Origin of the sequence: Pedobacter arcticus A12 (assembly GCF_000302595.1) — a bacterium.
Taxonomy (GTDB): Bacteria; Bacteroidota; Bacteroidia; order Sphingobacteriales; family Sphingobacteriaceae; genus Pseudopedobacter; species Pseudopedobacter arcticus.
Genome location: NZ_JH947125.1, coordinates 1,091,019 through 1,109,489 on the forward strand (window position 1 = coordinate 1,091,019; position 18,471 = coordinate 1,109,489).

Here is an 18,471-nt window from a genome sequence, read left to right on the forward strand (position 1 = left end):
GCACTAGCGTTGTAGCTAAAGAAAAAATTCAAGAATGATTAGATTATCAAAGTTTATTGCCCTTTCCTTCATATTCATCGGTTTAACAACCAGTAGCGAGGCGAGCGTAAATAGAGACAGTTTAACTTACGCATCTTTAAGTTTAAAAGAGTTTAAAGCAATAAAGAAACTGGTAAATGCAGATACCAGCTTGGTGCCTGCACAAACCAACCTACAACTTGAGGTATTAAAATATAAACCAAATTTAATTTACAAATACCGTTTAGACTCTATTAGAACAGAATTTCCTCTAGATTATAACCCTTTCGTACAAACCTACATCGATATTTTTTTAGATAAACGAAGTAATGAGATGGGGCAAATGCTGGCTTTAGGCAGGTATTACTTTCCGGTATTCGAAAAAGCTTTACAAGCTTACAATATCCCTTCAGAATTTAAATATTTGCCAATAATTGAATCGTCAATGAATCCAATGGCGATATCACGTGTGGGCGCAACGGGTATGTGGCAGTTTATGTACACCACAGCAAGAATGTACGATTTAACCATCGATAACTACGTTGACGAACGCAGAGATCCTACTGAAGCGAGTTATGCCGCCGCTAGGTACTTACGTGATGCATATAATAATTTAGGAGATTGGATGCTGGCATTGGCATCTTACAATTGTGGAGTAGGCTGTGTAAACCGGGCAATTGCGAAAGCAGGAGGCTCCAGGAATTTTTGGGATATCCAAGCTTATTTACCAAGTGAAACCCGCAATTATGTTCCAGCTTTTATTGCCACGGCTTATGTAATGAATTATTATCCCAAGCATCCGCAGGTTAAAGTGCCTGATGAGAAAACTTTGAGAACGGATTCTATATCGGTAAACAAATTTATGTCTTTTGATAAAATTGCCAAAGCTTTAAATATAGATGCTGAGGATTTAAGAGGTTTGAACCCCGTTTATAAAAAAAACATCATTAACGGAACCATAGCTGAGCCTAAAAGATTAATTATTCCCAAGTTAAGTTTTAAGGATTATGCTGGTTTTTTTGAAGCATTTAATGCAGAAGAAGATGGTAGTTTAAAAATGTTGTCTGCTAGTGAGTTAGTTAAACCCAATTTAAAAATAGCAAACACGCACATTGTTAAAAAAGGAGAAACCCTTACAGCAATAGCTGATAAATACCGAGTGGAGGTGCAAGACATTAAGGTTTGGAACAGCTTAAGCAACTATACCATTGCAGTGGGCCAACAATTGGTCATCAGAAAAGAAGCGGAACAGCTTAAGCCTAAAAAAGAAACACCAACTTATATTACCTACAAAGTTAAGGCAGGCGATAATTTAGTTAAGATTGCAGAGCGCTTTGAAAACGTAAGTGTGAGTACGCTAAAGGTTTTAAATAACTTAGAGTCCAGCGTTTTAACGATTGGTATGGTTTTAAAAATCGCTACTCATTAGGTTTTTCTGGCTTTATAACGTCCAATAAATTTTCATTGGATTTATTGCCAAAATCCAAGGTACGTACCGGGAATGGAATTATAATATTAGCCTCATCAAAAGCTTTTTTAATCGACATAATGGCGTTGTTTCTTGCGCTTAGGTATTTTTTCTGTTCTGGATCCTGCATCCAAATTCGCAGGTCGAAAGTAATGGAGCTTTCTGCAAATTCATCATAAAAAAACTCAACTTCTTTTTTAGTGTCGCGTTCGCTGAGTGTTTCCACAGCGTTCAAGGTCATCGTTCTAACCTTTTCTAAATCTTCTGTAAGGGAAACACGTCCTTTTAAATCCAAGCGTCTAATACCCGTTGAACTGTAGTTCTCTATCGGGTTTTGGAATACCTCTTTGTTTGGGATAATTATTTTTTGTCCTTCTAAACTAATCAATGCTGTGTCCCTAAGGTTTATAGCTTCAATTCTGCCTTTGTAGTTCCCCAGCTTCACTAAGTCGCCAACGTTAAACGGATGCCGGAAAGACATAAAAATCCCCGACATAAAGTTTGCCGCGATATCCTGAAAAGCAAATGCTAAAGCCAAACCTAAAATTCCTGCTCCCGCCAATGCCGTGGTTACGGCTTTGTCTAAGTTTAAAATATCTAATGCGGTAAATAGCGTAACGCCGATTACCAAAATATACATAAACGATGCAAAAAGCCTGTTGATTGTTTCTAAGTGCGAAACCTTCCTAACCATCTTTAAAGCAAAATTTCTCACAAACTTGGCAATAAATACACCGATAACCATGACCAAAGCGGCCATTGCCAAATTAGGTAATAGTCGTATAAAACTCTCGAACCAATTGGTGAGCTTACTGGAAATTAACGCATAAGCTTTTTCTAAATCCATATTTAATAAATTCCTTATTTAGACTTTATATTACACTATTCAATAATATTGCCAATCGGAATTTATAAAACAAAAAGCCCTTCGCTTGTTTTACAAACGAAGGGCTTTTTAAGAAAGCGAACGACTTAAAACTTTAGGTTAAGTGCTAAAAGGAAGTTTGTTTCTGCCTGCGGAAAGTAATAGTTTTCTGTACTTAAAGAGCCATCATAAATACCGCTAAAAGTGTAACCGTTACTCTCATAAAGCTCGTTAAATATATTATTGGCCAATAAGCCCACCTCAACAGCTTTTACACCTTTAAGTTTGAAACTGTAATTAAGCCTAAGGTTATTCACAAAAAACGCTTCTAACTTTCTAGCTTCGTTAGCCGTATTGTCCAAATACTGCTTGCTAACATATTTGCTTAAAAGGGCAATCTCAAAATTCTGTAGTGCTTTGTACGCAATGGTGCTTGAGCCCACATAATTTGGAGAAAAAGCGATATCAGTTTTACTGTAATTGTTTATTTGTTGCCCTACATAATCGTCGCCTGCATATTCATCAATATATTCCACAAAGTTTTTTACTTTATTTTGGCTGAATGCGCTGGTTAAAGTCCAGCTTAGTTTTTGCCAAATGCCAACTGTTGCATCTACTTCAATTCCGTTCCTATAGCTTTTATCTACGTTTGATCTGATGTAACCACCCACGTCATTAATTTGACCGGTTAAAACCAATTGGTCTTTGTAATTCATCAGATAAATATTGGCACCCGCATTTAACCATTGATTTTTTACACGGTAACCTGCTTCAATATCGTATAAGCGCTCTGCTTTTGGTCTACTCTGCGGTGTAGATTCGGTATAGTCTTTTCGGTTTGGCTCTTTATTACCAATAGCGTAAGAAGCGTAGAAATTACTTTGTGCATCAATATTGTAAGTAAACCCAAGTTTTGGATTAAAGAAATTGAGCGTGGCGTTTTGGGTAACGTTGTTTTTATTATAATCGAACCCAAAGAACTTATAGTAAATGCTTCTGTACTGTAAATCTGCAAATAAAGAAAGCTTATTTAGCTGATAGCTTGCTTTTCCGTAAATATTAAAGTCAGATTTAAACGCATCATCCTCATAATAGCGATCATGTATCTTTCGCTGCGAAGAGAATTTTGCCCAGATAATTTCGCCATAATGGTCACCAGAATACTCATTATAAGCACCGCCTAAGGTAAAATCTAGCTCGGTACTTGGTTGGTAACGCAGAGAATAAGTTGCGCCGTAAAATTGGTTATCTAACCAACGTCTTCTCACTAAATCTGTTTTAGCAATAGTATCTGTTCCTATAAAAAGAGAGTCTAAGCCATAAGCTGCAAACTTCTGATTTTTTTTAAATTCTTCGTAATATCCTCTTCCTTTGGTATAATGTAGGGCCGCGTTTGCAGATAATTTATCCGAAAAGCTTTTTGAATAAAGTAATTGATAATGATCCTGCTGGTAATTGTCGGTTTGGTCGTCATAGGTAAACTCATTAAAACGCCTGTCTGTTGTTAATTTACTTTCTGGAATGCCATTCCAAGCTTGGTAAGTTTTCTCTTTACCAGAGAACACGTTTAGCCTTAATAAGCTGTTTTTCCCGTAGTAAGCACCAGAAACAAAGTAAGATTTTAAATCGGAGGATGCCCTGTCAATATACCCGTCTGATACAATCCGCGATAAGCGCCCGTCAAAAGCAAACTTTCCGTTAATTAATCCAGTGCCCATGTTTAAGGAGTTTTTTAGCGTGTTGTAAGAGCCCGCCGAATTGTTGAGCTCGAAATAAGAAGAGTCTCTTAGCTTTGCGGTCTGTATGTTTAAACTACCACCAAAAGCGCCCGCACCATTTGTTGATGTTCCCACGCCTCTTTGAATCTGGATATTATCTGCAGATGTTGCAAAATCAGGTAAATTAACCCAAAAGGAACCCTGACTTTCGGAGTCGTTATAGGGAATTCCGTTGATTGTAACATTTACTCTAGCGGCATCAGAACCTCTAATCCGCATACTAGTATAACCAACTCCTGCTCCAGCATCAGAGAAAGTAACTACGCCAGGCGTTTGATCTAATAAATAGGGTAAATCTTGACCGAAGTTGTTTTTAGCAATATCTTCTTTTGATAGATTTTTAAAGGTGGTAGCCGAATTTTCTGAAGCTCGGGTTGCATTTACAATAACCTCATCTGCCAATAATAAAGCTTTTGCTAAATCAATGTTTAAAGTTGTACTCTCCGTTAGCTTTACCGCTATTGTTTTACTTTGATAGCCTATAAAACTTACTTTTAATTGGTAGTTGCCTGGTTTTAGGTTGTTAAAACTGTAATTCCCGTTTCCGATAGATTGTACGGTTAAATTACCCAATAAAATTGATGCGCCGTTAAGCACTTTGGTGGTTTCTTGGTCGGCTATCTTTCCTTTTAAAGATAATTGTGCCAACAACATTCCCGGCAGTAGAACCGCAGCAGTAAATGCAAAGATGAATTTTTTCAATGTTTTAAACTTTAATTTAACGAAACGGTATAGGGGTTATACCATCTACTAAATAAATTAAATTATACCTTTTGTCCCTACGTCGGCATTATCCGAATCAGGTGCTTTTCAAAGTTTAAAGTTGAGGGTTTAAAGTTGAAACACGCGTTTTTCAGCTTTTGACTTTTCACTTTTGACTTCAAAAATGGGTATGTTCTCAGCCTGGTTTTGCATTTGTGCAGCTTTTAAACTGTTTACACAAACAAGGCACCCCTTATTGATTGGCGCAAATATATAGATTAATATCAATTTTGCTAATTCATTGAATTATTATTCCAAATATTTGACAAAGGAAGGTCTTGTGGAGTTTTAAGATGATTTTTAATAGACAAAAAACAGGTGAAATCGAGCCATTTAATGCATAGAGGTTCATAAGAAATTATTATTTTGGGGCAAACATTAGGTGATTGGATTAAAAACAGAGGGGGATTTGCCCTATTTTGTACAAAGCTTTTGAGGTTTAAATAATTACATGCTGATATATTTAGGAAGTTGACTCCCAGAAAAAAATGAATTTAACGATAGAGAATATTTTACTTTTTGGGTCTTTATTGCTTTTTGTAAGTGTTTTTGCAGGTAAAACATCTTACAAGTTTGGTGTGCCAACCTTACTCCTATTTTTAGGTATTGGTATGTTGGCAGGGTCAGATGGTATTGGCGGTATCCATTTCGACAATCCTGCGCTCTCTCAGTTTATAGGAATTGTTTCTCTTAATTTTATACTTTTTTCTGGAGGGTTGAGCACTAACTGGAAAAGTGTAAAACCTATTATCAAACAAGGAATCGCCTTGTCTACAATTGGTGTTTTATTGACGGCCGTTTCTTTAGGTACTTTTGTTTGGCTGATTACAGATTTAACTATTTACGAAAGCTTGTTGCTCGGTTCAATTGTTTCCTCAACGGATGCAGCTGCGGTTTTCTCTATTCTGCGATCAAAAAGCTTAGCATTAAAATCTAACTTGAGACCAACACTAGAGTTAGAAAGTGGAAGTAACGATCCGATGGCTTATGTATTGACAATTGCATTTTTAACTTTGGTAGTCAATCAAGATCAAAGCTTCGTCTCTATAATTCCTTTGTTTTTAAAGCAGATGATTTTTGGAGGAATAGCGGGGTTTCTATTTGCATGGATCAGTAAGTTTATCATAAACAGGATAAAACTTGATTTTGAGGGTTTGTATCCGGTATTGGTAATTGCTTTAATGTTTATTACGTTTTCTGCAACCGATTTTGTTGGAGGAAACGGGTTTCTCGCTATTTATATCTGCGCAGTTTATTTAGGGAGCCAAGATTTTATACATAAGAAAACCATTTTGAAGATTTTCGATGGTTTAGGATGGCTGATGCAAATTGTGCTGTTTTTAACCTTGGGCTTATTGGTTTTTCCAACCGAGATTTTCCCATTCATGGGAATTGGACTATTAATTTCTTTGTTTTTGATTCTGGTAGCCAGGCCCATTGGCGTTCTTATTAGCTTATTACCATTTAATCTAACGCTTAGAAGCCGGTTTTACATATCATGGGTTGGACTAAGGGGTGCAGTTCCCATTGTATTTGCAACATACCCGCTTTTGGCTGGTATTAGCAAAGCTGATATGATTTTTAATATCGTGTTTTTCGTTTCAGTTACCTCTGTATTGATCCAGGGAACCACGCTTTCTGTTGTGGCAAAATGGTTGAAGGTAGGGTTGCCTGAAAAAGCAAAGGAGCTAAGCGCCACTGATTTACTATTAACTGAGAACCCGAAAGCGGAGATGAAAGAGATTTACATCGACTCAGATTTTATTGTTGTAGATAAGAAAATTGTAGAAATTGGCTTTCCTAAAAATGCAATAATAGCTATGATCAAGCGAGGCGATAGCTACATAACGCCAAATGGATCGACTAAGATAGAGGCATCGGACGTGTTAATTGTACTTGCAGATAGACCAGAGATTTTTGAGGAAGTATATAAAACACTCGATACCGCTAAAACGTAATGTTAAAATGCCTATTCAAACGAGTGAATTTTCTGTGGAGTAACACAGCATGTTAATTTAATATCTTGCTGATGGGTGTCTAGTATTTGTGCTGTGGGTTCAAATAAAGAAACGCCAATTTTTAAAACATCTGGTCTGCATTTTTTTAAAAACCTATCGTAAAAACCACCGCCATAACCAACCCGATGTCCTTGTTTGTCAAATGCCAATAAGGGAATAACTACCGCATCAATCAGTTTTGGGTCAACGGTTTCTCCGTATAAAGGTTCGGGAATTTGCTGTTTATTTTTAACCAATACAGTTGCTTGTGGATCAAAAAGAATGGCTTCCATTTCTTTTGTTTTAAAATCGCAACGCGGAACCAACATTTTTATATGTGGATATTTGGTTTTAAAAAAATGAATGAACTCAAAGGTGTCAATCTCTTTTTTCTCAACAATAGGAAGAAAAAGGTGGACGGTGTTTATTTTAGACCAATCAAGCTTGCTAAAAAGAACCAGTAAAGAATCGTTTAAGAGCCAGAATTGGTTTTTCGAGAGTTTCTCTCGTTCTAAAGTTACTTGTTTTCTAAGGTCTTGTTTTTCCAATTTTCAATAAATAGAGCAATGTAAAGATATAAATAAGCGGTAAAACAAAAACGGTCTCAAAAATGAGACCGCTTTATCAACCTAAACCTATATGAAAAAAATCTTAATTTCTTCAATAAACTGGAATGTAAACCCGCGTTATACATTCTCTAATTGTTATACAAAAGTAGGGTTTAATTCTATTGAAATACGGTTGTAACTACAATGTTATAATAATGTGTTTGAACACGTTATTTGTAGTCTGCTATTAATAGCTTGTGCTGACAGAAATCGTATTCGTGAATTTGGTTTGAACACACAATGACCAATCGGTTTGCAGTAAATTTTTTGATTAAGGAATGATACCAACTAATCCCTTGTTCATCAAGGTTAGATGTGGGTTCGTCAAGCAGTAATATGGAAGTTTCAGAACAAAAAGCCAGAATCAATTTAACCCGCTGTTTCATACCCGAAGAAAAATATTTAAGCTGTTTGTTTTTACTGCTTTCCATATTTAGTAGCTTAATAAGCTCGTTATTGGATAGGTTATTTAGCCTTTTCTTAAATTCAAAATGAAAATCTAAAACCTCGGTTAGGGTAAATTCTTCAATCAGTTCCAAATAAGGGCTAGCCAACGCTAAGTGTTGAAAAACCTGATCAATTTCTACTTCCTTTTCGTTGATGGTGTAGGAAAGTGTTCCTTCAGATGGGGTTAAAGCACCGGAAATAACCTGCAATAGCGTTGATTTTCCAGATCCATTTATACCTAAAATGGCATAAGATTGTCCCGTTTGAAAAGCGTAATCGATATTTCTAAAAATCCACTCTCGGTTAAATCTTCTGCCAATTTTTGATAAAATGATTTTCATTTCGAAAATCAGGAGTTTCCAAAGCTCTTCATTACCCCTCTGTTAGAGTTTCTAATAAAGTTGATAATCTCGTCTCTTTCTTCGGTTGGTTCAAAGTCTGCCTCAATAATATCCAAAGCTTTGGTTACGTTGTTGTTTTTAACAAAAAGTACCCGGTAAATCTCCTGTATTTCGTTGATTTTTTCTGGTGAAAACCCTTTTCTACGTAAGCCTACAGAGTTAATGCCTGTATAAGACAAAGGCTCTCTGGCCACTTTTACATAAGGCGGAATGTCTTTACGCACCAACGAGCCCCCAGTTACAAACGAATAAGAACCCACTTTACAGAACTGATGAATAGCAACCATACCAGCAAGTACCACATTGTCGCCAATGGTGATGTGACCGGCTAAAGTAGTGTTGTTAGAAAAAATACAATTATCACCTATCACACAATCATGTGCAACGTGGCAATAAGCCATTAGCAAGCAGTTGTTTCCAACTCTTGTTTCCCAACGGTCATTTGTACCACGGTTAATGGTTACGTATTCTCTAATGGTGGTATTATCGCCAATAACAGCGGTTGTTTGCTCACCAGCATATTTTAAATCCTGCGGAATAGCAGAAATTACAGCCCCAGGGAAAATTTTACAATTTTTACCGATTCTTGCGCCATCCATAATGGTAACGTTAGAGCCAATCCAAGTTCCTTCTCCAATTTCTACATCTTTGTGTATAACGGCAAACGGATCTATAACTACACTATTAGCAATTTTTGCTTGTGGGTGTATATATGCTAAAGGTTGTATCATTATTGGTTTTCGGTTTTTTCGTGTCTTGCAATTTGCGCCATCATTTCGGCTTCTACAACTATTTTTTCGCCTACCATACCAACGCCTTTCATTTGCGCAATACCTCTACGGATAGGTTCCATTAAATCGCATCTAAAGATAATGGTATCGCCCGGTAAAACCTGAGCTCTAAACCTAACATTATCTATTTTCAAGAAATAGGTAAGGTAGTTTTCAGGATCTGGCACTGTACTTAATACTAAAATACCACCGGTTTGCGCCATGGCCTCAAGCTGGATAACACCAGGAAAAACGGGTGCACCAGGGAAATGCCCTTTAAAAAATTCTTCGTTTATGGTTATATTTTTCACACCAACCACGTAAGTCTTCGTTAGCTCCAATATTTTGTCGATAAACAAAAAAGGCGGTCTGTGAGGCAAAATATTCATCACCTGTACCGTATCATAAAGTGGCTTTACGGTAGGGTCATAAATGTGCTGTACCTTTTTCTTTCTATCTTTTTTTATGGCTGCTTTTATTTTTTTAGCGAAAGCAACGTTCGCAGCATGCCCTGGTCTGGCAGCCATAACATGTCCTTTTATAGGCGTACCTATTAAGGCTAAATCGCCAATAATGTCTAATAGTTTATGACGAGCTGGTTCGTTTTGGAAACGTAGCTCAACATTGTTCAAAATACCTTCTCGGGCTACTTTAATATCGTCGCGGTTGAAAGCTTTTGACAATTCGGCCATTTCTGCATCGCTAATATCGTGGTCAACAATTACAATTGCATTGTTGATGTCACCACCTTTAATTAGGTTGTTTTTCAAAAGCATTTCAAGCTCATGTAAAAAAACGAAGGTTCTGCATGAGGCAATTTCGGCTTTAAAATCACCGATGGAGGTAATTGTTGCGTGTTGGCTACCTAAAACCGGCGAGTTATAATCTACCATACAGGTAAAACGATAATCGTCTAAAGGCATTACAACCATTTCTACTTTTCTATCGTCTTCTGAATAATGGATGTTATGCGGAATGTGATAATATTCTCTTTCGGCATTCTGCTCTTTAAAGCCAACACTTTCTAAAGCATCCACAAACTCTATTGCGCTTCCGTCTAAGATGGGTACTTCTATACCATCCAGCTCAATCATCACGTTGTCAACCTCGCAACCAACTAAAGCAGCCAAAACGTGTTCTGTAGTGCTTACACTCGCTCCATTTGCTGTTAAAGTGGTACTTCTTGAAGTGTCAGAAACGTTGTCTACATCGGCGTCAATTACTGGTTCGCCGGGTAAATCAACCCTTTTAAATTTATAACCATGATTTTCTGGTGCGGGCTTAAAAGTTAAAGTTACATGAGCACCGGTATGTAAACCAACACCTGTAACACTAATTTCTTGCTTTATTGTTCTTTGCCTAAGATTCATTTTTTAAAATAATATTAAGAAGATGGGTTTTGCAGTTTAGTCAATGCTTTCTGCAACTCTTCTATTTTCTTTTCCATTTCCGGTAGTCTTTGTAAAACTACGCGTGACCTCATAAAATTCTGGTAGCTTGTTGCGGGAGCTCCACCCCATTTTTTACCTTCTTCTTCGATAGATCTGTTAATTCCAGATTTTGCCTGCACTTGATTGCCTTTTGCAATGGTAATATGCCCAACAATACCTACCTGTCCACCAATTATACAGTTTTCACCTACTTTAGCACTTCCAGAAACGCCCGTTTGAGAAGCAATTACCGTATTATTTCCAATTTCTGCATTATGGGCAATTTGTATCAAGTTATCCAGCTTAACTCCTTTTTTGATAACAGTTGAACCCATTGTAGCTCGGTCTATACAGGTATTTGCACCAACCTCAACTTCATCTTCAATAATTACGTTTCCAATCTGGCTTACTTTTTTGTAAGAGCCATCTGCTTGTGGCGCAAAACCAAAACCATCGCTTCCAATCACGGCACATGAATGTATAGTGACATTATTGCCAACCACACAATCATGGTAAATTTTTACACCAGCATACAAGGTAGATTGTTCGCCAATCTGCACACCGTCACCAATATAAGACTGAGGATATATTTTTGTATTGTCTCCCACAACTGCATTTACACCTATATAAGCAAAAGCGCCAATGTAAACGTCTTTACCAATTTTTGCGCTGGGATCAATAAAGCTAGGTTGCTCTATCCCTACTTTGTGTAATTTAATACTGTTATACTTTTCTAATAGAACAGAAAAACTACTATAAGCGTTTGTTACACGAATTAACGTGGCGTTTACAGGTTTTTCTAATACGAAGTCTTCATTTACAATTACCACAGATGCGCTGGTAGTATAAAGAAAGGGTGCATACTTTGGATTTGCCAGAAAAGATAATGCTCCTTCTTGTGCTTCCTCTATTTTTGCTAACTGAAAAACTTTTACGTCTCCGTTCCCCTCAAGGCTACCGTTTAGTAATAAGCAAATCTCTTTTGCGGTAAATTGCATGTTCCAAAATTAACTGATATTATTAAATGAACAAATTGTTATTTAAATAACAACCTATCTTACCCAAATTTAGTGTAACACAAAATGTTTTTAGTTACCGTTTTTGATAGTGCTTCTAAGTTTGCATTGTCAGAGGCGGTGGCAATATCTTGTAAGGTTCCATCTTTCATTAAGATGTTTATACTGCCACTACCCGTTTTGTAGGCCATATTATTAATGCTTCCCTTAAAAACGAAGTAGTTGATATGTTTTTTATTGATGTTTAAACTTTCTAGCGCTTTTTCTTTTAACTGGTTAAATTTATCTTGATCTATTTTAGCACTTGTTATCTCTACTTTGTACAAGTTTCTGCTAATTAGATTAGCGCACAAGGTCTTTAAGATAAAATCATGATGCTGTTGCCATACTTTTACAGACGACATAACATCATGGTCATCTAATAATGCGAAGAAACGAAGATTTTCCTTATCGTTTAAAAAGGTTTTTTCATTAATCTCGTTATAAAGAAAATGTTTTAAAGCCGGAGTTGCAAATAGAATTTCTCCATTTTTTGCCAGCTCCCTTGCTCTTTCTAATATTTTAACCAATAATTGCTCGGCGGATACCACCGTTTTATGTAGGTAAACCTGCCAGTACATCAATCTGCGGGCAATCAGAAACTTTTCTATGGAGTAAATCCCTTTTTCTTCTATAACAAGATTTCCATCCTTAATATTTAATAATTTGATGATACGATCGGAGCTTACCATGCCTTCTGTTACGCCACTAAAGAAGCTATCGCGATTTAGATAGTCAAGCCGGTCTAAATCTAGCTGTCCCGAAATTAACTGATGTAGAAATGGTTTATCGTATTGATTGTTAAATATTTTTAAAGCCAAATCAAGCTGACCATTAAATTCCTCGTTCAACTTGGTCATCAGCAATTTACTGATGGTTTCATGAGAAATTCCTTTGACCAAAGTATGCTCTAACGCATGAGAAAACGGACCATGTCCAATATCATGCAATAAAATAGCGATACAGCTGGCTTCCTGTTCTGCTGGGCTAACCTCGTGTCCCTTACTTTGCAAATGCTCGATGGCCAATTGCATAAGGTGCATGGCGCCGAGTGCGTGATGAAAACGGGTATGTAATGCGCCAGGATACACCAAATGGGCCATCCCCAGTTGTTTGATGTATCTTAATCTTTGAAAATAAGGGTGTTGTATTAAATCAAAAATTAATGGGCTCTTAATACTGATGAAACCATAAACAGGATCGTTAATTATTTTGTTCTTATTCAAGCGAAATCAATTATAAGGCACAAAAATTGTTAATTTTAGAGGCCGGAGTAAATTCTCTGCAAATATTGAGATTTTCTCAAGATAATCATTTAAATAGATTTAAAATATATGCAATTAGCAAATATATTGTGGGCCGATGATGAGATTGACCTTTTGAAACCTCATATTCTTTTCTTAAACGAAAAAGGTTACCAGATAGATACCGCAACCAACGGTCGCGATGCCTTAGATATTTTTAAAACAAAAGATTTCGATATTGTTTTTTTAGATGAAAATATGCCCGGTTTAACAGGGTTAGAAACTTTAACAGAAATTAAAACGATAAACCCGGATGTGCCGGTGGTCATGATCACCAAAAGTGAGGAAGAACACCTGATGGAAGATGCTATCGGTTTTAAAATCGATGATTATTTGATTAAGCCGGTAAACCCGAAGCAGATTTTGTTAACCATAAAAAAGCTAACGGATAATAAGCGTTTGGTGAGTGAAAAGACTTCTACTGCTTACCAACAGGATTTTAGAAACTTAGGGATGTTGCTTAATGATAATTTAAGCTACCAAGAATGGGTAGACGTTTATAAGAAACTGGTTTTTTGGGAACTTGAGTTAGAAAAATTGGATGATGCCGGAATGCATGAGATTTTAACCATGCAAAAAGCAGAAGCAAATGCGCAGTTTTCTAAGTTTATCGAGAAGAATTACATAGACTGGATTAAAAACCAAGATAAGGCGCCTATGTTTTCGCATCAGCTTTTAAAGAAAAAAGTGTTCCCGAATTTGAGTGAACAAGTGCCTACTTTTTTCATTCTGATTGATAATTTACGTTACGATCAGTGGAAAATTATTAATCCGATTATCACTGAATATTTTAGGTTAGAGGAAGAGGATACTTATTACAGTATTTTACCAACTGCCACTCAGTACGCTCGAAACGCTATTTTTTCTGGCTTAATGCCTTCGGATATGGAAAAACGTTTTCCGGATTTATGGCAGAATGATGAGGATGAAGGAGGTAAAAACCTTTCTGAAGACAAATTTTTGTTTGATAATGTTAAGCGCTCGGTACGTAAAGATGCTAAAGTTTCATACCATAAAATCTTGAACCAAGATCAAGGAAAAGATTTAAACGAGAGCTTACATAGTTTAATGGGAAATGATTTGAATGCCATCGTCTACAATTTTGTGGATATGCTTTCGCATGCTCGTACAGATATGCAGATGATCAAAGAACTGGCAAATGATGATGCGGCTTACCGTTCCATCACTTTAGCTTGGTTTGAGCATTCTCCGCTTTTAGAATTGATCAAGCGTTTATCGCAAAAGAAATGTAGGTTAATCATTACTACTGACCACGGAACCATTAGGGTTAAACGCCCGAGTAAAGTTATTGGCGATAGAAACACAAATTCAAACCTTCGTTACAAACAAGGGAAAAATTTAGATTACAATCCTAAAGAAGTTTTTTTGGTTAAAAACCCAGCCGATGTAATGTTGCCTAAACTGCATGTGAGTTCTTGCTATATTTTTGCAAAAGAGGATAGCTACTTTGTTTACCAAAACAATTACAACCAGTTTGTTAATTATTTCAACGAAACTTTCCAGCATGGAGGCATTTCTATGGAAGAGATTATAATTCCATTTGTAACCTACAAAAACAAATTTTAGCTTTAAGCAATGAAAATTGAAGTTAAGGGTGTTGACGAGTTAGCGCATGTTAGTCAACAGATTTTGGATTTTGCCACGGATGAAAAGATATTTATGTTTTACGGACAAATGGGAGCTGGTAAAACAACGCTAATCAATAGTCTTTGTGCTGTTTTAGGAACCGAGGATAAAACATCGAGCCCTACATTTTCAATTGTTAATGAATATAGTTTAGCTAAAGGAAGTATATTCCATTTTGATTTTTACCGATTAAAAAACCAAACAGAAGCGCTAGATTTTGGCTATGAGGATTATTTTTACTCGGGTAATTACTGTTTTATAGAATGGCCAGAAAAAATCCCTGACTTATGGCCAGATAGTTTTATAGAGATTAAAATTGAGGTTTTGGAGGATGATAAACGGGTGATTGAAGTGGCGAGGATTGCTTAGTGGTTTAAACATGGAGTATGCGCATATTTTTTCATTTGTCATGTTGAGCGATAGCGAAACATCTCACATTTAGGTAACAGGTTTAGTGTGTTTTTAACCGCAGATAACACAAAGCTAGATGTTGAAAAATGCAATTAAAGTTTAGACAATGACATTGGGAAAGCAACCCGCAACTAACGTCTTGCGCAGTATGAGAGGAAAGCCTGCTCGAACGCCCAAAAAAGAAAAACGATGGTACAATGAAAAAAACGATGGCTAGTTGTTTATCTGAAGTTGCACAACAAGCAATGATGCAACCTCAGGAATCTTTAGAAGGAGTAAAACAGAAGAGAAATAACCTATATATAGGTATTCCTAAAGAAACTTCGTACCAAGAAAACCGCATTGCTTTAACACCACTTTCTGTTGCACTTTTGGTCAATAATGGTCACGAGGTGGTTATTGAGGCTGGTGCAGGTTTGGCATCCAATTTTGCCGATATTAAGTATAGCGAACAGGGCGCCAAAATAGTCCACGATACAAAGGAGGTTTACCAAGCAGATATTATCATCAAAATTGCGCCGCCCAGTGTGGAAGAAATTGGCATGATGAAGCATAACCAGATTGTGTTTTCTGCTTTACAAACGGGTACGCTGAAAAAAGAACATCTAACCGCACTGATGAATAAAAAAATCACCGCTTTAGCTTTTGAGTATTTACGCGACGAAGGGAATATTTTAAGCGTGGTGCGGGCAATGAGTGAAATTGTGGGCTCAACATCGGTTTTAATTGCCGCTGAATATGTGAGTAACGCTTTTGGCGGAAAAGGCCTAATGTTGGGCGGTGTAACTGGGGTACCGCCAACAGAAATTGTGATTTTGGGTGCTGGTACCGTGGGAGAATATGCAGCCCGTACGGCCATAGCTTTAGGTGCGGAAGTGAAAGTTTTTGACTCCTCATTATATCGGTTGCGCCGTTTACAGAATAACATTGGTTCAAGGGTTTTTACTTCGGTAATGCAACCCTTAGTTTTAGAAAAAGCAGTTACTACCTGCGATGTTGTTATTGGTGCAATAAGAGCACAACACGGACGTAGTCCATGTGTGGTTAGCGAAGAAACAGTGGCCAACATGAAGCCCGATTCGGTGGTTATTGATGTAAGTATTGATCAAGGTGGCTGTTTTGAAACTTCGGAAGTTACCAATCACAAAAACCCTGTTTTTAGAAAACACGGCGTAATCCATTATTGTGTACCCAATATTGCATCTCGCGTAAGCAGAACAGCAACCTATGCACTTACCAATATTTTTACGCCAATTTTGATAGATATTGGCGAAATGGGAGGAATCATGAATCTGATTTGGGACAAAGCTGGCATAAGAAATGCAGTTTACATTTACCAAGGCGCTATGACCAACAAAGATTTAGCGCAACGTTTTGGTTTTCCGCACAAAGACTTAAACCTGTTGGTAGTTAGTAAACATCAGTAAATTATGGCAAAAGTTACCTTCAAAGATTATCCCAGTATTTTAAAAGAAACCTTTAATGCCTTTATGGATGATAAAGGCTTAAAATTAAGTGCCTCCTTAGCGTATTATACCATTTTTTCTTTAGCTCCTATGCTTATTGTGCTGCTTTCTATAGGCGGTATTTTTTACGGTCAGGATGCTTTGCAAGGAAAGGTTTTTGCGCAATTGAATGATTTTATTGGGGTTGATGCTGCGGCTCAAATCCAAACCACTTTACAAAAACTACAGCTTTCTGGAAAAAGTACGGTTGCGGCAGTTACAGGTGTAATTACCTTAATTATTGGCGCATCGGGGATATTTATAGAAATCCAGGATTCGATAAATCAAATTTGGCGGGTTAAAGCGGTGCCTAAAAAAGGCTGGCTCAAACTAATTATCAATAGGGTTCTGTCGCTATCTATGATTGCCAGTTTGGGTTTTATTTTAATTGTTTCTTTGCTTATCAACAGTTTGGTACTGGTTTTTAGTGACGTGTTAACACGTTTTTTGCCAGAATTTACGCTAGTTTTTATTGATGTGCTAAATCTGGGAATTACGTTTGTAGTGCTCATGAGTTTATTTGCAATTATTTACAAGGTATTACCCGATGTAAATATCAGTTGGAAACAGGTTAAAGCAGGGGCTTTTTTTACAGCGGTACTTTTTATGTTGGGTAAATATTTAATTGGCTTGTACATTCAGTTTGCGGCAGTTGGCGATATTTACGGCGCAGCAGGAACGCTGGTTGTTGTAGCGGTTTGGGTTTATTATTCAGCGGCTATCCTGTTTTTTGGAGCCGAATTCACTTTTGCATACGCCAAAGTGAGGTGCGATATCATAAGACCTTCTAAACATGCTGTAGCGATAAAACAGGTAGAGGTTGAGCAACATGAAAACAAAGTAGATTTAACTTAATTTTAGTAATTTTGACCTTTCTTAAAAAAGGTAAAATGCGTAATTATTTCCTCCTCCTAATTCTTTTATTCTCGGTTTCCAGCGCTTTCAGTCAAAATATCCCAAGGTTTAATCCAGATACGTTATTAACCTTTAAAATGGATAAAGACGCAGTGGTAAAAGTAGGAAAAGCCGGTTTGGATATCGAGGATTTCATCAACGAAATTATTAGTGATACCAGCTTTTACGAAGCATTTAGAAAAATGTCTAACTATCATTTCAGTGCGCAAAACAACCTCTATACCTATAGTAAAAAAGACAAAATTACCGGTAGCATTTTTAGAAAATTAATCCATTCGCCAACTGGCAATCATCTTAAAATAGTGGAAGAAAAAACCGATGGCGATTTGTACAAACGTAACGGTAAATATAAAACCACAACGGTTGAGATGTTCGATTACTTGTTTATGAATACCTACAAATCGGGATATTCTGATTTAGACAAAGAGAGCGCAGACGGGAGTAAAAATAGTTGGTATAAAGAAAAGTTAAAGACTCTGGTTTTTTCTCCCGGCAGGCCAGTAAAAGGCGTTCCGTTAATCTCTAGCAAAACAGAAATATTTACACCCAATATGCGACAGTATTATAACTACGCGTTTGCCAAAGGAATGTATTTAGATTCTATTCCGGTTTATAGGTTTAAAGTTACGGTTAAACCAGATTTAGGCAGCTGGACAGAAGACGGTATTATGATTAAAGAACTTACTACTATTTTCGACCAGCGTAATTTTCAAATTTTAGGGCGTTACATAGATATGAAGTTGGATAATTTGGCTTTCGACTTTAATGTTCAAATGAATATTGAGATGAGCTACTTTGAAGATGTTTTATTGCCAACAAAAGTCAGTTATCAGGGAAATTGGAATATCCCTTTTAAAAAGGATGAACGAGCTAGTTTTTTGGTATTGCATAAAGGCTATAAATTATAGCGGTTTTATATTACAGCGTTCAAATTAACCTCATAAAAATTTAGTTGAGAATATTTTGTAACTTTTTTGAGTTGGCGTCGTCTTAATTATAAGTCTTTGAAAAAAGATGATCAACCTATCAATCTGCTGCGATTGGATAAAGTTTTTTAGTGTGTTAATGCAGTAAAACGCCCCAGAAATGG

The 18,471-nt window shown here is 36.7% G+C and carries 15 protein-coding genes; 7 read left to right on the forward strand and 8 right to left on the reverse strand.

All coding sequences use genetic code 11. The features are described 5' to 3' along the window. Window positions 1-34: 34 nt before the first annotated feature. Entirely contained in the window at window positions 35-1,447 is a 1,413-nt protein-coding gene (locus tag B176_RS0106195; RefSeq protein ID WP_017257919.1) for a LysM peptidoglycan-binding domain-containing protein, read from the forward strand. Here B176_RS0106195 and B176_RS0106200 read toward each other — a convergent pair. Then, window positions 1,437-2,333: a mechanosensitive ion channel family protein gene (locus B176_RS0106200; protein ID WP_017257920.1), complete on the reverse strand. Its 897-nt coding sequence runs from the start codon at window positions 2,331-2,333 to the stop codon at window positions 1,437-1,439. The two genes, B176_RS0106195 and B176_RS0106200, sit on opposite strands and share 11 nt — an antisense overlap. Window positions 2,334-2,458: 125 nt before the next feature. Continuing rightward, the gene (locus tag B176_RS0106205) at window positions 2,459-4,783 is read right to left on the reverse strand and encodes a TonB-dependent receptor (protein WP_017257921.1); all 2,325 of its coding nucleotides are present in this window, start codon (window positions 4,781-4,783) and stop codon (window positions 2,459-2,461) included. Between the two features lie 596 nt (window positions 4,784-5,379). On the opposite strand from B176_RS0106205, the gene B176_RS0106210 reads away from it, so the two are divergent. Beyond that, on the forward strand, window positions 5,380-6,849 hold the full coding sequence (locus tag B176_RS0106210; RefSeq protein ID WP_017257922.1) for a potassium/proton antiporter: 1,470 nt from the start codon (window positions 5,380-5,382) through the stop codon (window positions 6,847-6,849). 11 nt (window positions 6,850-6,860) lie between these two features. Here B176_RS0106210 and B176_RS0106215 read toward each other — a convergent pair whose 3' ends face one another. The 6 genes from B176_RS0106215 to B176_RS0106240 all read right to left on the reverse strand — a co-directional run bounded on the left by B176_RS0106215 (window position 6,861) and on the right by B176_RS0106240 (window position 12,825). Then, on the reverse strand, window positions 6,861-7,436 hold the full coding sequence (locus tag B176_RS0106215; protein WP_017257923.1) for a 5-formyltetrahydrofolate cyclo-ligase: 576 nt from the start codon (window positions 7,434-7,436) through the stop codon (window positions 6,861-6,863). A gap of 230 nt (window positions 7,437-7,666) precedes the next feature. Then, a complete protein-coding gene (locus B176_RS0106220) occupies window positions 7,667-8,284 on the reverse strand; it encodes an ABC transporter ATP-binding protein (protein WP_017257924.1) in 618 nt (205 codons plus the stop codon). A gap of 8 nt (window positions 8,285-8,292) precedes the next feature. After that, window positions 8,293-9,075, reverse strand: a complete 783-nt coding sequence (lpxA, locus tag B176_RS0106225) for an acyl-ACP--UDP-N-acetylglucosamine O-acyltransferase (RefSeq protein WP_017257925.1) — start codon at window positions 9,073-9,075, stop codon at window positions 8,293-8,295. After that, on the reverse strand, window positions 9,075-10,484 hold the full coding sequence (locus B176_RS0106230; protein ID WP_017257926.1) for a bifunctional UDP-3-O-[3-hydroxymyristoyl] N-acetylglucosamine deacetylase/3-hydroxyacyl-ACP dehydratase: 1,410 nt from the start codon (window positions 10,482-10,484) through the stop codon (window positions 9,075-9,077). The genes lpxA and B176_RS0106230 overlap by 1 nt, the downstream gene beginning before the upstream one ends. 14 nt (window positions 10,485-10,498) lie before the next feature. After that, entirely contained in the window at window positions 10,499-11,542 is a 1,044-nt protein-coding gene (gene lpxD / locus B176_RS0106235; RefSeq protein ID WP_017257927.1) for a UDP-3-O-(3-hydroxymyristoyl)glucosamine N-acyltransferase, read from the reverse strand. Between the two features lie 59 nt (window positions 11,543-11,601). After that, window positions 11,602-12,825, reverse strand: a complete 1,224-nt coding sequence (locus B176_RS0106240) for an HD domain-containing protein (protein WP_017257928.1) — start codon at window positions 12,823-12,825, stop codon at window positions 11,602-11,604. A 108-nt stretch (window positions 12,826-12,933) separates the two neighbouring features. Here B176_RS0106240 and porX point away from each other — a divergent pair, with 108 nt between their 5' ends. The 5 genes from porX to B176_RS0106265 all read left to right on the forward strand — a co-directional run bounded on the left by porX (window position 12,934) and on the right by B176_RS0106265 (window position 18,289). Further along, window positions 12,934-14,490 carry a T9SS response regulator signal transducer PorX gene (gene porX, locus B176_RS0106245; protein ID WP_017257929.1) on the forward strand — a complete coding sequence of 519 codons (1,557 nt, stop codon included), beginning with the start codon at window positions 12,934-12,936 and terminating at the stop codon, window positions 14,488-14,490. Window positions 14,491-14,499: 9 nt separating this feature from the next. Next, window positions 14,500-14,919 (forward strand): tRNA (adenosine(37)-N6)-threonylcarbamoyltransferase complex ATPase subunit type 1 TsaE, encoded by a 420-nt coding sequence (tsaE, locus tag B176_RS0106250; protein WP_017257930.1) that lies wholly within the window; start codon window positions 14,500-14,502, stop codon window positions 14,917-14,919. Between the two features lie 251 nt (window positions 14,920-15,170). Continuing rightward, entirely contained in the window at window positions 15,171-16,388 is a 1,218-nt protein-coding gene (locus tag B176_RS0106255; RefSeq protein WP_154647897.1) for an alanine dehydrogenase, read from the forward strand. A 3-nt stretch (window positions 16,389-16,391) separates the two neighbouring features. Then, entirely contained in the window at window positions 16,392-17,321 is a 930-nt protein-coding gene (locus B176_RS0106260; protein ID WP_017257932.1) for a YihY/virulence factor BrkB family protein, read from the forward strand. Between the two features lie 137 nt (window positions 17,322-17,458). Next, window positions 17,459-18,289, forward strand: a complete 831-nt coding sequence (locus B176_RS0106265) for a hypothetical protein (RefSeq protein WP_316928461.1) — start codon at window positions 17,459-17,461, stop codon at window positions 18,287-18,289. Window positions 18,290-18,471 lie beyond the last annotated feature (182 nt).